This is a genomic window from Jatrophihabitans fulvus (genome assembly GCF_054781375.1).
The window spans coordinates 83,180-96,007 of sequence record NZ_BAAGUN010000006.1 but is presented as its reverse complement, the minus strand read 5'-3'; the positions used below and the strand labels follow the sequence as shown (position 1 = coordinate 96,007).

Annotated in this window: 14 protein-coding genes; 11 read left to right on the top strand and 3 right to left on the bottom strand. The window is 72.4% G+C overall.

The features are described from left to right. Positions 1-50: 50 nt before the first annotated feature. The 4 genes from ACYVP9_RS18370 to ACYVP9_RS18355 all read left to right on the top strand — a co-directional run bounded on the left by ACYVP9_RS18370 (position 51) and on the right by ACYVP9_RS18355 (position 2,928). Positions 51-470 (top strand): YciI family protein, encoded by a 420-nt coding sequence (locus tag ACYVP9_RS18370; RefSeq protein ID WP_460606377.1) that lies wholly within the window; start codon positions 51-53, stop codon positions 468-470. Further along, entirely contained in the window at positions 467-1,738 is a 1,272-nt protein-coding gene (locus tag ACYVP9_RS18365; protein ID WP_460606376.1) for an RNA polymerase sigma factor, read from the top strand. Before ACYVP9_RS18370 ends, ACYVP9_RS18365 begins: the two co-directional genes overlap by 4 nt. Positions 1,739-1,787: 49 nt before the next feature. Continuing rightward, positions 1,788-2,324 carry a hypothetical protein gene (locus tag ACYVP9_RS18360; protein ID WP_460606375.1) on the top strand — a complete coding sequence of 179 codons (537 nt, stop codon included), beginning with the start codon at positions 1,788-1,790 and terminating at the stop codon, positions 2,322-2,324. A 118-nt stretch (positions 2,325-2,442) separates the two neighbouring features. Further along, on the top strand, positions 2,443-2,928 hold the full coding sequence (locus tag ACYVP9_RS18355; RefSeq protein WP_460606374.1) for a hypothetical protein: 486 nt from the start codon (positions 2,443-2,445) through the stop codon (positions 2,926-2,928). Here ACYVP9_RS18355 and ACYVP9_RS18350 read toward each other — a convergent pair whose 3' ends face one another. Further along, positions 2,929-3,420: a GtrA family protein gene (locus ACYVP9_RS18350; RefSeq protein WP_460606373.1), complete on the bottom strand. Its 492-nt coding sequence runs from the start codon at positions 3,418-3,420 to the stop codon at positions 2,929-2,931. Positions 3,421-3,514: 94 nt separating this feature from the next. Between ACYVP9_RS18350 and ACYVP9_RS18345 the strand changes: the two genes are divergently transcribed. The 4 genes from ACYVP9_RS18345 (at position 3,515) to ACYVP9_RS18330 (ending at position 8,873) form a co-directional block, all read left to right on the top strand. Beyond that, the gene (locus ACYVP9_RS18345; RefSeq protein ID WP_460606372.1) at positions 3,515-4,669 is read left to right on the top strand and encodes a 5-(carboxyamino)imidazole ribonucleotide synthase; all 1,155 of its coding nucleotides are present in this window, start codon (positions 3,515-3,517) and stop codon (positions 4,667-4,669) included. Between the two features lie 17 nt (positions 4,670-4,686). Then, entirely contained in the window at positions 4,687-5,160 is a 474-nt protein-coding gene (gene purE, locus ACYVP9_RS18340) for a 5-(carboxyamino)imidazole ribonucleotide mutase (RefSeq protein ID WP_460606613.1), read from the top strand. A 79-nt stretch (positions 5,161-5,239) separates the two neighbouring features. After that, positions 5,240-7,882, top strand: coding sequence for an ATP-binding cassette domain-containing protein (locus ACYVP9_RS18335; RefSeq protein WP_460606371.1), 2,643 nt, complete (start codon positions 5,240-5,242; stop codon positions 7,880-7,882). Next, positions 7,875-8,873 carry an ABC transporter permease gene (locus ACYVP9_RS18330; RefSeq protein WP_460606370.1) on the top strand — a complete coding sequence of 333 codons (999 nt, stop codon included), beginning with the start codon at positions 7,875-7,877 and terminating at the stop codon, positions 8,871-8,873. Before ACYVP9_RS18335 ends, ACYVP9_RS18330 begins: the two co-directional genes overlap by 8 nt. 9 nt (positions 8,874-8,882) lie before the next feature. Here the strand turns inward: ACYVP9_RS18330 and ACYVP9_RS18325 are convergent, their stop codons facing one another. Then, positions 8,883-9,725: a MarR family winged helix-turn-helix transcriptional regulator gene (locus ACYVP9_RS18325; protein WP_460606369.1), complete on the bottom strand. Its 843-nt coding sequence runs from the start codon at positions 9,723-9,725 to the stop codon at positions 8,883-8,885. A gap of 96 nt (positions 9,726-9,821) precedes the next feature. Between ACYVP9_RS18325 and ACYVP9_RS18320 the strand changes: the two genes are divergently transcribed. Both ACYVP9_RS18320 and ACYVP9_RS18315 read left to right on the top strand, forming a co-directional pair. After that, positions 9,822-10,604, top strand: coding sequence for a type 1 glutamine amidotransferase domain-containing protein (locus tag ACYVP9_RS18320; protein ID WP_460606368.1), 783 nt, complete (start codon positions 9,822-9,824; stop codon positions 10,602-10,604). 6 nt (positions 10,605-10,610) lie between these two features. Next, positions 10,611-11,258, top strand: a complete 648-nt coding sequence (locus tag ACYVP9_RS18315) for a TMEM175 family protein (protein WP_460606367.1) — start codon at positions 10,611-10,613, stop codon at positions 11,256-11,258. Here ACYVP9_RS18315 and ACYVP9_RS18310 read toward each other — a convergent pair. Next, positions 11,255-11,788 (bottom strand): CGNR zinc finger domain-containing protein, encoded by a 534-nt coding sequence (locus ACYVP9_RS18310; RefSeq protein ID WP_460606366.1) that lies wholly within the window; start codon positions 11,786-11,788, stop codon positions 11,255-11,257. The genes ACYVP9_RS18315 and ACYVP9_RS18310 overlap by 4 nt on opposite strands. 71 nt (positions 11,789-11,859) lie before the next feature. Between ACYVP9_RS18310 and ACYVP9_RS18305 the strand changes: the two genes are divergently transcribed. Further along, a complete protein-coding gene (locus ACYVP9_RS18305; protein WP_460606365.1) occupies positions 11,860-12,828 on the top strand; it encodes an EamA family transporter in 969 nt (322 codons plus the stop codon).

Below are 12,828 nucleotides of genomic sequence, written 5' to 3'. Positions count from 1 at the left end.
CGCAGGGGTGAGGCAGGGCAGCAGGCCCCGCCCGAGGAGAGGACCTTCAGATGCGCGTGATGGTGATCGTCAAGGCCAGCGACGACAGCGAGGCCGGCCGCATGCCCACGACCGACGAACTGAACGAGATGGGCCGCTTCAACTCCGAGCTCGTCGAGGCCGGCATCATGCTGGCCGGCGAGGGCATCACCCCGAGCTCGAAGGGCAAGCGGGTGCGCTTCAACGACCGCAAGGCCACCGTCGTCGACGGCCCGTTCGCCGAGACCAAGGAGCTGGTCTCCGGGTTCTGGATCTGGCAGGTCGCGTCGATGGACGAGGCCATGGAGTGGGCCTCGCGGGTGCCGTTCGTCGAGGGCGAGGTCGAGGTCCGTCCCGTCTTCGAGCTGGAGGACTTCGGCGACGCGGCCACGCCCGAGATCCAGGAGCACGAGCAGAAGCTGCGCGACCGCATCGAGTCGCAGCACCAGTGACGGTCGGTGCGGGGAGTCTCGAGCGCCGGATCGCCGCGATCTGGCGGATCGAGGCCGCCCGCATCGTGGCCGGGCTCGCCCGCACCGTCCGCGACGTCGCGCTCGCGGAGGACCTCGCCCAGGACGCGCTCGTCGCCGCGCTCGAGCAGTGGCCGGCGACGGGCGTGCCCGACAACCCGGGCGCGTGGCTGACGTCGGTCGCCCGCCGCCGCTGGGTCGACGGGGTGCGCCGCGACGTCACGTACCAGCGCAAGCTCGCCGAGATCGGACGTGACCTCGACGAGGCCACCGACCCGATCGGGGAGCTCGACATGACACCTGTGGTGCAGGACGACGTGCTGCGGTTGATGTTCACCGCCTGCCACCCGGTGCTCGCGCCGGAGGCCCGCGTGGCGCTGACGCTGCGCATGGTCGGCGGCCTGACCACCGAGGAGATCGCCCGCGCGTTCCTCGTGCCGACGGCGACGATGGCGGCGCGCATCACGCGGGCGAAGAAGGCCGTCGCCGCCGCCGGGGTGCCGTTCGAGACCCCCGAGGGCGACGAGCTGCGGGAGCGCCTCGCGTCCGTGCTCGAGGTCGTCTATCTCGTGTTCAACGAGGGGTACGCGGCGTCGTCGGGCACCGCCTGGACCCGTCCGGTGCTGTGCGAGGAGGCGATGCGGCTCGGCCGCATGCTCGCCGCGCTCGCCCCCGACGAACCGGAGGCGTCCGGTCTCGTCGCGCTCATGGAGCTGCAGGCGTCGCGGCTGCGCGCCCGCGTCGCCGCCGACGGCACACCGGTGCAGCTGCTCGACCAGGACCGCGGACGCTGGGACCGCACGCTCGTCGCCCACGCCCTCGGCGCGCTGGCCCGGGCCGAGGAACTGGCAGGCGACGGCCCGTACGTGCTGCAGGCGGCGATCGCCGCGTGCCACGCCCGCGCGGGCCGGGCGTCCGACACCGACTGGGCGCGCATCGCCGCGCTCTACGACCGGCTCGTCGACGCCACCGGCTCGCCCGTCGTCGAACTCAACCGGGCCGTCGCCGTCGCGATGGCCGGCGACCCGCACGAGGCGCTGGCCATCGTCGACGATCTCGTCGCCGAGGACCTGCCCGCGCTGCGCGGCTACCACCTGGTCGCCGCCGTCCGCGGTGACGTGCTCGCGCGCCTGGGACGGCGCGGCGAGGCGGCGGTCGAGTTCCGCCGGGCGGCCGCCGAGTGCGACAACGACGTCGAACGGGCGGTCCTGCTGGGCCGGGCGGAAGGCATGGCAGCCGCGACCGGTTGAGGTGGCACCACCCCCGTCCCGGGGGACGATCCGGGTGAGGGTTCTCGTCATGACCACCACACCCGCCCCCGTCTCCGCCCGGAAGGGCCCGCGCCCCACCGGCACCACCGGGCAGGTGCTGCAGATCGTCGGCGCCAAGCTGTCGATCGCCGCCCTGCTGCTGCCGATCGGCTGGTACGGCGGGCTCAGCTACGACGACATCGGCGACACCCTGGCCGACGCTTACCACCGCGACGTCACGGCGCTCTGGTTCTCCGGGCTCGCCTTCGTCGGGGTGGCGCTCGCCGTGTTCGCGGGCCTCGGCGCGACGATCCCGTCCAGGTTCACGCGGATGTTCCAGGCGCTGGGGGTCCTGCTCGTGTCGGCTTCCACCGCCCTGACGGTCCTGATGACGACCCGGCTCGAGGACGTGACCGGCGGGTTCGGACCTGCCCTCTACCTCGCGCTGGCCGGCCACCTCGTACTGTTCGCCGGCGTCGTCGTCGGGCCCTGGCGCAAGGACGGCTACCGCGGCCCCGAACAGGAGTGGACGGACGAGGAGATCGCGCGCGAGAAGGGGTGGGCCCGCGGCCTCGCCGGGCTGTGACCCGCCGCGGGCGACGCGGCGGTGAATTCTTCGGGTCGCGTTCCGTCCGAAGGCTGGACGGGAGCGGCCCGGCGCGTCACCCTGGCACTCCCGCAAGGACTCCGGCAGGAGGTGCCCCGTGGAACCCAGTGGCAGCACCGAGAACGCCCGCACCGCGACCGAGAACGCCGAGCTGGAGGCCGTCCGCCTCAGACGGGCCGAACTGCGCGGCACCCTGAACTACCTCGAGATCACCCTGGCCGCGCCGGCCTACGGGCGCTCGGTCGTGTGGGGCGAGAACGTCCACGACGCGCTCGTCATCCTCGCCGGCGACTTCGCCGCGCACGTCGAGGTCACCGAGGGCGCCGACGGGCTGCACCTGGCGATCCTCGTCGCGGACGCCCGCCTGGCGAACGCCGTCGACCGGCTCACCGCCGAACACGTCGAGCTGGCCGCCGAGATCGCGGGGCTCGTCGCCGCGAGTGACGAGCCGTGCACCGAGGAGCGCGTCGGTGAGCTCCGCGAGGCGGCGACGCGGCTGCTCGGCCACCTGATCCGGCACCGGCAGCGCGGCGCCGACCTGGTGTACGAGGCCTATCAGACCGACATCGGCGGCGCCGGGTAGCTATTCGGCCAGTTCCTCGTCGAGGTCGACGTTCTTGGCGTGCACGCGGTCCGGGTGCAGGAAGACGAACCGCTTGTAGGCCCAGAAGCGGAACAGCGTGCCCAGCCCGATGGTCGCGATGTTCACCGCCAGCACGGTGCCGCTCTCGTGGTCGAACCCGAGCGGGTAGACGAACAGCGCGATGACCAGAAGCGAGAACGCCAGCGTCAGCAGGTTGATGCCGAAGAAGTACGCGGTCTCGCGGCCCAGACCCGTCCGGGCCCGGTGCGAGAACGACAGGTGCCGGTTGCCGAAGTAGGCGAACGTGGTCGACACGAGCGTCGACACCGTCTTCGCCTTCAACGCCCCGTACGAGGCGAGGGCGGCGAACAGGCCGATGTCGATGACGAAGGCGACGGCGCCGATGACGCCGAAGGCGGCCAGTTCCTTGGCCAGCACCCGGTACGACCCGCGCAGGCGGTCGCGCAGGGACGGGGGCCGGGTGGTCGTCATGGTCCCCGCAGGTTACGCGTCACGGGCCCCGGACGGCGCTACCGTCCCCAGCCGCCGCCCAGGCTCGACCGGACGTCCGCCTAAGCTTCGGGACGTGGACGAGCGCACCGGCCTGCCCGTGGTCGGCATGGTCGGGGCGGGCCAGCTGGCCCGCATGACGCACCAGGCGGCGATACCGCTGGGACAGTCGCTGCGGTTGCTGGCCGACTCACCGGACGACGGGGCGGCGCTGGTGGCGCCCTCGGTGACCGGCGACTACCGCTCCCTCGACGACCTGCGCGCGTTCGCCGCCGGCTGCGACGTCGTCACCTTCGACCACGAGCACGTGCCCAACGAGCACCTGCAGGCGCTCGAGGCCGAGGGCGTGAACGTGCAGCCCGGGCCGTCCGCCCTGCGTTTCGCCCAGGACAAGCTCGCCATGCGCACCCGGCTCACCGAGCTGGGGGTGCCGTGCCCGCGGTGGTCGGCCATCGACGACCAGGACGCCCTGCGCGCGTTCGGCGACGAGGTCGGCTGGCCGCTCGTGCTCAAGGCCGCCAGCGGCGGGTACGACGGCAAGGGCGTGTGGGTGGTCGACTCGCTCGACGACGCCGCCGAGGTGCTCGGCTCCGGCATCCGCCTGCTCGCCGAGGAGAAGGTGGCGATCGTGCGCGAGCTCGCGGCCGACGTCGCCCGCTCGCCGTTCGGGCAGGGCGCCGCGTGGCCCGTCGTCGAGACCGTGCAGCGCGACGGCATCTGCGTCGAGGTCATCGCTCCCGCGCCGCGCCTGGACGAGGAGACGGCCGAGGGCGCTCAGGCCCTCGCGTTGCGCATCGCGCGGGAACTCGGCGTCACCGGCGTGCTCGCCGTCGAACTCTTCGACACCGGCCACGGCCTGCTCGTCAACGAGCTGGCGATGCGGCCGCACAACTCGGCGCACTGGACGATCGAGGGGTCGCTGACCTCGCAGTTCGAGCAGCACGTGCGCGCGGTGCTCGACTACCCGCTCGGTGCGACCACCCCCACCGCCCCGTGGACGGTGATGGTCAACCTGCTCGGCGGCCCCGCGGACGTCCGCCCGTCCGGTCTCGACGAGCGGGTCCACCACCTCATGGCCCACTGGCCCGACGTCAAGCTGCACCTCTACGGCAAGCAGTTCCGTCCGGGTCGCAAGGTCGGGCACGTGACCACCGTCGGCGACGACCTCGCCGCGCTGCGCGAGCGGGCCGGTGCCGCGGCCGACTACCTGATGTACGGAGGCGACCTGTGACGACCGTCGGCGTGATCATGGGGTCCGACTCGGACTTCGACGTCATGGGTGCGGCCGCCGAGGCGCTCGCCGAGTTCGGCGTCGCGCACGAGGTGCGGGTCGTGTCGGCGCACCGCACGCCGACCGGCATGGTCGAGTACGCCCAGCAGGCCGCCGGGCGCGGCCTGAAGGTGATCATCGCCGGCGCCGGGGGAGCGGCCCACCTGCCCGGCATGGTCGCCTCGCTCACCACGCTGCCGGTCATCGGCGTCCCGGTGCCGCTGAAGTACCTCGACGGCATGGACTCGCTGCTGTCGATCGTCCAGATGCCGGCGGGCGTTCCCGTCGCCACCGTGTCGATCGGCGGGGCGCGGAATGCGGGGCTGCTGGCCGTCCGCATGCTCGCCGCCCACGACCTGGAACTCGCGGGCAGGATGGCCGCGTTCCAGGACGACCTCGCCGCCACCGCCCGGGCCAAGGACGCCGCGCTGCACGAGCGACTTCACGGCTGACCGCACCGGGTGAGCTTCGGGGTCGCAACCCGGGTTCACCCCGACGTCACCACACATGTTCCGTCCGTACGCTGACCGGATGAAGCTGGGAGCACTTCCCGAGCGGATGCGTTCCCGGACCACAGCGGTAGTCCTGGTGATCGTGCTCGCTGCCGCGGGACTGATCGTGGGCCTGTCCGTGGCCAACTCCGAACCGTCCGTGTCGAGCCGGTCGCAGTTCCTCACCGGCACGCCCGAGCCGGGCGGGCAGAAGGTCCGGCTCGACACCACGCTCTACCTGCCCGAGACGACGCCGGCGCCCGCGGTCCTGCTGACGCAGGGCTTCGGCGGCGACAAGGACGGCCTGCGGGCCGACGCCGAGCGCTTCGCCCGGGCCGGCTACGTGGCGCTGGCCTACAGCGCCCGCGGGTTCGGCGACTCGGGCGGCAAGATCCACTTCGCGTCGCCGCGCTACGAGGTCAACGACGCCAAGCTGCTGGTCTCCTACCTCGCCGGGCTCGACCAGGTCGAGAAGAAGGACGGCGCCCCGCAGGTCGCGGCAGCCGGGTCGTCCTACGGCGGCGGCATCTCGCTGCTGCTGTCGGCCTACGACCAGCGCATCAAGGCCGTCAGCGCCGACATCACGTGGAACGACATCGCGAACGACTTCTTCCCCAACGGCGCGGGCAGCGCGCCCGGGCCGTTCAAGAAGCTCTGGGTCGGGCTGCTGTTCGGCAACGCATTCGACGACCGCGGCGCGCTGGAGCGGCTGCTGCGCGACCAGCGCGAGGGGCCCACGCCCGGCACCCCCAGCTGCGGACGCTTCGCCGCCGACGTGTGCGCCGCCTACCAGGCGTCCGCGGCCAAGGGGTCGCCCACCGCGGCGATGACGAAGCTCATGCGCGAGGCCAGCCCGGCGTCCGTCATCACGCGCATCAAGGCGCCGACCCAGCTGACGCAGGGTGTGCAGGACTCGCTCTTCCCGCTGAGCGAGGCCGACGCCAACGCTCGCGGCATCTCGGCCAACGGCACCCCGGTGTCGGTGTCGTGGCGGCCCGGTGGTCACGACAACTCCGCCGCCGGTGGCGGTGTGGCGGTGGGCAACGCGATCACGTGGTTCGGCAAGGTGTTCGCCGGTGACGACCTGAAGGGCGCGCAGCCGTTCACGTTCGCGTCGCAGGCGACGACCGTGTCCGCCGACTCCGGCGACGTCGACCAGGAGGTGCAGCGCGCCGACGCGTACCCCGGCATCCAGGGCACCGACCGGGCTCGTCAGCGCATCCCGCTGAACACTCCGCCGCAGACGATCGGCTCGCCCGCCGGCGGCGTCCCGTCGGTCATCACGAGCATCCCGGGCCTCGGCGGCATCAGCGGCCGCTTCGACCGCGCGCTGTCGGTGCTGCCGAGCGCGCCGGGGCAGACGGCCCTGTTCGTCTCCGAGCCGCTCGACGACGCGGTGTCGATCGTGGGTCAGCCGACCGTCCGCGTGAGCGTGCAGTCGAACAAGTCCGGTGACGCCGTCCTGTTCGCCGGGCTGCGCGACGTCAGCTCCGACGGGTCGTACACGCTGCCGTCGCAGCTCGTGTCGCCGCTGCGCATCACCGGCCTGCGGGCGGGTGAGGCGCGCACGGTCACCGTCCGGCTGCCGACGATCGTCCAGGACGTCGCCGCCGGCCACCGGGTCGCGCTGTCGCTCAGCGCGTCCGACTTCGCCTACGCCGGGCCGGCGGACGCCCGCACCTACCGCATCTCGCTGCCGTCCGGGGCGGCCGTCGCCGCGCCCACCCTCGACGGTTCGACCGTCTCGGGCGGGTTCCCGCTCGGCTGGCTGCTCGCCGGCTTCGCGGCCTGCCTGCTCGTCGCCGCTGCCGTCGGCGCCGTGTTCGTGCGCCGCCGCCGCACGCTCAAGCCGGACCCGTCGCTGAAGGACGTCCCCGTCAGCGTCCGCGGTCTGGTGAAGGAGTACGCGGGCGGTTACCGCGCCGTCGACGGCATCAGCTTCCGGGTCGAGAAGGGGCAGGTCGTCGGCCTGCTCGGACCCAACGGCGCCGGCAAGACTACCGCGCTGCGCGTGCTGGTCGGGCTCATCACGCCGACCGAGGGCGAGCTGCACGTGTTCGGCGAGCCCATCTACCCGGGTGCGCCGGTGCTGTCGCGACTCGGCTCGTTCATCGAGGGTCCCGGCTTCCTGCCGCACCTCACCGGACGGGAGAACCTGCGGCTGTACTGGGCGAGCACCGGCCGTCCGGACTCCGAGGCGGAGTTCCAGGTCGCGCTCGACATCGCCGGGCTCGGCGGGTCCGTCGACCGGCGGGTGCGCACCTACAGCCAGGGCATGCGACAGCGGCTCGGCATCGCGCAGGCGATGCTGGGCCTGCCGGAACTGCTCGTGCTCGACGAACCGACCAACGGACTCGACCCGCCCCAGATCGCCGAGATGCGTGAGGTCATGAAGCAGTACGCCGAGACCGGGCGGACGGTCGTGGTGTCCAGCCACCTGCTGTCCGAGGTCGAGCAGACCTGCACGCACGTCGTCGTGATGCACAAGGGACGGGTCGTGTCGGCCGGGTCGGTCGACGAGATCTCGGGGACGGACGGCGCGCAGCTGGCCGTGTCCGACCCGGTGCGCGCGGCCGAGATCCTGGCCGCGGCCGGGATGGAGGCCGACCTGGTGCCCGCGCGGCGCTCGCTCGAGGACGTCTTCCTCGAACTGATCGGCGAGGAGGTGGACGTCCGTGGCTGAGTCCGAGACGTCGACGGCGAACGGACGGGCCAACGGGCATGCACCCGCGGGGCTCGGCAGGGCCGGACGGGTCGACGACCGCGAACTGTCGAAGTCGGCGGCCACGTCCCGAGGCGTGCACGACCGGCTGGCCGAGCTCGACCCCGAGCGTCCGCACAGCTACAACCCGCGACGAACGTTGCGGTTCCGGGTCGAGTTCGTCCGCCAGGTGAAGCGGCGGCGCACGCAGATCGCCTTCGGGCTGCTCATCGTGCTGCCGATCGTGATCGCGCTGGCCTTCCAGCTCGGCGGCGCCGACGCGACCGAGGGCGGCGACTCGCCGCAGCTGGTCAGCCTCGCCACGGCGGGCGGCATCAACTTCGCGCTGTTCACGCTGTTCGCGTCCGTCGGGTTCCTGCTCGTGGTGGTGGTGTCGCTGTTCGCCGGCGACACGGTGGCCAGCGAGGCCAGCTGGTCGTCGCTGCGCTACCTGCTCGCCCAGCCGGTGCCTCGGGCGCGCATGCTGCGGCAGAAGCTCGCCGTGGCCGCGGTGCTGTGCCTGGCGGCGAACATCGTGCTGCCCGTGTGGGCGTTCCTCGTCGGGGGCGTGTTCTTCGGCTGGGGCCCGGCGGTGTCCCCGCTGGGCGGGTCCATCGGCGACGGCGGCAACACGCTGCTCTCGATGGTCGTCGTGATCGGGTACGTGACGATCCAGCTGTTCGCGGTCGCCGCGCTCGCGTTCTTCTTCAGCGTGCTGGTCGACAACCCGCTCGGCGCCGTCGGCGGGGCGGTGATGATCACGGTCATCGGCAACATCATCGACCAGATCACCGCCCTGGGCAGCTTCCGCGACTACCTGCTCGCCCACTGGGACTACTCGTGGGTCGACGCGCTGTCGTCCCCGATCGTCTACGACGACATGATGCGGGGGACGGGCGTCGCGCTGGTCTACATCGCGGTCTTCCTCGGCCTGGCGTTCCTGCGTTTCGACCGCAAGGACATCACCAGCTGAGGCGGACGGTCACGGTACGACCGTGACCGTCCGCGCCCGGTTGCCGCGCACGAGACGCAGCTCGAAGGACTCGTGCGCGGCCTCGGCCCGCTCGGCCAGCTCGACGGTCGAACGCAGTGGGTGCCCGTCCCACGCGACGAGGACGTCGCCGCGCTCCACCCCCGCACGGGCAGCCGGGCCGTCCGGCTCGACGCCCGCCACGAGCAGCCCGGGGACGTCGGACAGGCCGACCGCACTGCGCCGCGCGCGTGTCAGGTGCGCGGGCTCCACGCGCAGGCCGAGACGCTCACCGGCGTCGCTGGCCGCGCGTTCGAAGTCGAGATTCAGTCTGCGGAGCAGGTCGGCCAGCTGCAGCCGTTGATCGGATGTGAGGGCCGACAGCAAGCGCTCCTCGTTGGCCAGGTGCGTCGGGGCGATCTCGTCGAACAGCCGCTGACCCTCCTCGGTCAGGGCGATCAGCGAGACCCGGGCGTTCGCGGGGTCCGCCGAGCGCCGCACCACCCCTCGGCGCAACAGCCGCTCGACCCGCACCGACACCGTTCCGCTGGTCAGCGCGAGGGCCTCCATGAGCCGCGCCTGCGGCAGCTCGAACGGCTCGCCCGCGCGACGCAGCGTCACGATGACCGTGAAGTCGGCGGGCGTCAGGTCGTAGCGGGCGAACACGGCGCTCAGCTCGGCGTCCAGCCGGGCCCGAACCCGGCCCATGCGGGTGACGATGCCGACCGGTGAGACGTCGAGGTCGGGCCGCAGCCTCGCCCAGTCGAGCAGCAGATCGTCGACGCTGTCGCGGGCGTGCGCACAGGCGGGAACGCCGTAGGCCCGTCGCGCTCGTCCGTCCGGATGTTCACCCACAGCGGAAGGTTACGCACAGAAGGTGCTTGCACCAATGCTTGATATCAAGCATCGTTATCGAGCAACATTCCATCCCTCGTTCCGGAAGGACTCGCGATGACCGAGCACGAAGCGCACGTCGCCGGTGACACGACCGGTCACCACATGGCCGTCGACCTCGTGAGCAGCACGCCCAAGCGGGTGCTCATGGTCGTCGCGAACCCCACCGTGAGCAGCAACAACGGCTGGCCGGTCGGGTTCTGGGCCGCCGAGCTCACGCACCCCTACTACGAATTCACCCAGCGCGGCGTCGAGGTGACCGTCGCGTCCCCCGACGGCGGGCGGGTGGAGTTCGACAACCTGTCCGACCCCCGGGACCCGTCACGCTGGTCGGCCGACGATCTGATCTCGCTCGGTTTCGTCCACACGCCCGAGCTCCTCGCGTTGCTCGCGGACACGCCGCGCCTGGCCGGCCTCGACCTCGACACGTTCGACGCCCTGTTGATCTGCGGCGGGCAGTCCCCGATGTTCACGTTCCGCGACCACCCCGACCTGCAGGCGACGGTGCGGCACTTCTACGAGGCCGAGAGGATCACCGGCGCGCTGTGTCACGGTGTCTCCGCTCTGGTCGACGTGCGGCTGTCCGACGGCCGGTACCTCGTCGAGGGGCGGACGGTGACCGGCTTCGCGAACGTCGAGGAGGACTACGGCAACGCCGCCGCCGGCGTCGAGATCATGCCGTGGCGGCTCGAGGACGTCCTGCGCGAGCGGGGGGCCAACTACCTTCAGGCGGGGCTGTTCAAGGCGTTCGCCGTGCGCGACGGGCGGCTCGTGACGGGGCAACAGCAGTACTCCGGACGGGCCGTCGCCGAGCAGGTCATCGCCATGCTGGGCCTCTGATCCGCCATGACCACCGGTGAACCCGCGCCGGCCGGTGACCTGCTCACCCTCTCGACCACGCGCGTCGAGGCCTTCAGCGACGGCGTGATCGCCATCGCGGCCACCCTGCTCGTGCTCGAGATCGAGACGCCGAAGGAGGGCGACGACGTCTGGGGCTTCCTCGGCCGGCAGCTGCCGTCGCTCGGCGCCTACGTCGTCTCGTTCCTCACCATCCTGATCCTCTGGGTGAACCACCACGCGCTGTTCCACGCCGTGCGTCGCGTCAGCCGGCCGATGCTGTTCGTGAACGGGGCCCTGCTGCTGGTCATCGCGGTCATCTCCTACGCCACCGCGGTGCTCGACCACGCGTTGCAGGCCGCGCACTACGAACGCTCCGCCGCGGTGTTCTACGCGCTCGTGCTCGGCGCGGCGTCGTGCTGCTTCGTCGCGCTGTGGTGGGCGCTGGACCGCAGCCCCGAACTGCTGACGCCCGAGGCGCGCCCGCGCGTCGCCGCCGCACTGCGGCGATCCGTCGTCGGACCGGCGCTGTACGCCGTGGCCGCGCTCGCCGCGCTCGTGGACGCGCGCGTGTCGGTGGGGATCGCGGCGGCTGTCGCGGTGTACTTCGCGGTCCTGCCCCGCCACCTGCGGCGCGGACGGGTGGGCCCGACCTAGCGGCTGCGCTGCCGGGCGCGGTAGGCGGCGACGTTCGCCTTGTTGCCGCAGCCGAACTCGCAGTAGCGGCGCGACCGGTTCTTCGACAGGTCGACGAGCACGCTCTCGCAGTCGTCGGCGACGCAGACGCGCAGCCGCTCGAGCTCGTCCATGCGGATCACGTCGACGAACGCCATCGCCGCCTCGACGGCCATGCGGGCGGCCAGCGGGGCGTCGGCGTCGGTGGCGTGCAGGTGGTAGTCCCAGTCGTCGTGCGCGACGAGCTGCGGCAGCGCGCGGAACTCGCGCAGCAACTCGTTGGTGATCGCGACGGCCTCGTCCCGCCCGGCGTTCCACACGCCCCGCAACCGCGGACGCAGCGCCTGCACCTGCTCGAGCTCGATCGCCGTGCGCCGGTGCCGGCCGGTCCAGCCCCAGTGCGAGACGAAGCCGGCGAGCTCGGCGACGGAGTCGAGCCCGCCGTTCTCCTCGGTGTTCACCAGCGCGGCGGCGGCCGCGAGCGCGACCTCGGTGTCATGGGCAAAGACCACCTTGACCCCTTTCAGGCCGTCCGGATACTGTCACGAGCATAAGGCGTTGTTACTCATGACGGAGGGGTGACGTGACCGATCGTCGATCAGGGTCGGTGGGGCTCGGCATCGCGCTGTTCTCCGCCGCCACCTTCGGCACCTCCGGGTCGTTCGCCGACTCGCTGCTGCACGCGGGCTGGACGCCGGGCGGCGCGGTCACGGTGCGCATCGCGATCGCGGCCCTCGTGCTCGCCGTCCCCGCAATCGTGCTGCTGCGCGGCCGGTGGACGCTGCTGCGCCGCAGCGGTCGGGCCGTCGCCGCGTACGGGCTGGTCGCGGTCGCCGGCTGCCAGCTGTGCTTCTTCTACGCCGTGCAGTACCTGTCGGTCGGCGTCGCGCTGCTGCTCGAGTACTCGGGCACGTTGCTGGTCGTGCTGTGGATGTGGCTGCGGCACCACCAGCGACCGTCCCGGCTGACGGTCGTCGGGGGCCTCGTCGCCCTCGCGGGCCTCGTGCTCGTGCTCGATCTCACCGGCCCGCAGCGGGTCGAGCCGCTCGGCGTGCTGTGGGGGCTGGGGGCCGCGGCGGGTCTGGCCACCTACTTCGTGGTGTCCGCCCACGCCGAGGACCACCTGCCCCCGGTCGCCATGGCCTGGGCGGGGATGACCCTCGGGGCCGGCGCGCTCGGCCTGGCCGCGCTCGTCGGTGCGATCCCGTTCCGCACCACCGCCGCGGACGTCGAACTCGCCGGGCACACGATGAGTTGGCTGGTGCCGGCGCTCGGCGTGGGGCTGGTCGCGACCGTGCTCGCCTACACCAGCGGAATCGCCGCCGCCCGGCGGCTCGGGGCGCGGGTCGCCTCGTTCGTCGGCCTCGCCGAGGTGCTGTTCGCGGTGCTGTTCGCCTGGCTGCTGCTCGCGCAGCAACCGGGCACGATCCAGCTGGTCGGGGGCGTTGTCGTGGTCGCGGGCATCGCCCTGGTGCGTCTCGGCGAGCGTCCCGAGGCCGACGAGCCCGGCGCGGCGACGCTCGAGATCCCGCTGGCGGGGGCATCCTCCTGA

What these genes read in the sequence shown, in the direction of transcription:
- ACYVP9_RS18370 (WP_460606377.1), top strand. Translation starts at nt 51, where the DNA reads ATGCGCGTGATGGTGATCGTCAAGGCCAGCGACGACAGCGAGGCCGGC.
- ACYVP9_RS18360 (WP_460606375.1), top strand. Translation starts at nt 1,788, where the DNA reads ATGACCACCACACCCGCCCCCGTCTCCGCCCGGAAGGGCCCGCGCCCC.
- ACYVP9_RS18350 (WP_460606373.1), bottom strand. Translation starts at nt 3,420, where the DNA reads ATGACGACCACCCGGCCCCCGTCCCTGCGCGACCGCCTGCGCGGGTCG.
- purE (WP_460606613.1), top strand. Translation starts at nt 4,687, where the DNA reads ATGGGGTCCGACTCGGACTTCGACGTCATGGGTGCGGCCGCCGAGGCG.
- ACYVP9_RS18335 (WP_460606371.1), top strand. Translation starts at nt 5,240, where the DNA reads ATGAAGCTGGGAGCACTTCCCGAGCGGATGCGTTCCCGGACCACAGCG.
- ACYVP9_RS18320 (WP_460606368.1), top strand. Translation starts at nt 9,822, where the DNA reads ATGACCGAGCACGAAGCGCACGTCGCCGGTGACACGACCGGTCACCAC.
- ACYVP9_RS18315 (WP_460606367.1), top strand. Translation starts at nt 10,611, where the DNA reads ATGACCACCGGTGAACCCGCGCCGGCCGGTGACCTGCTCACCCTCTCG.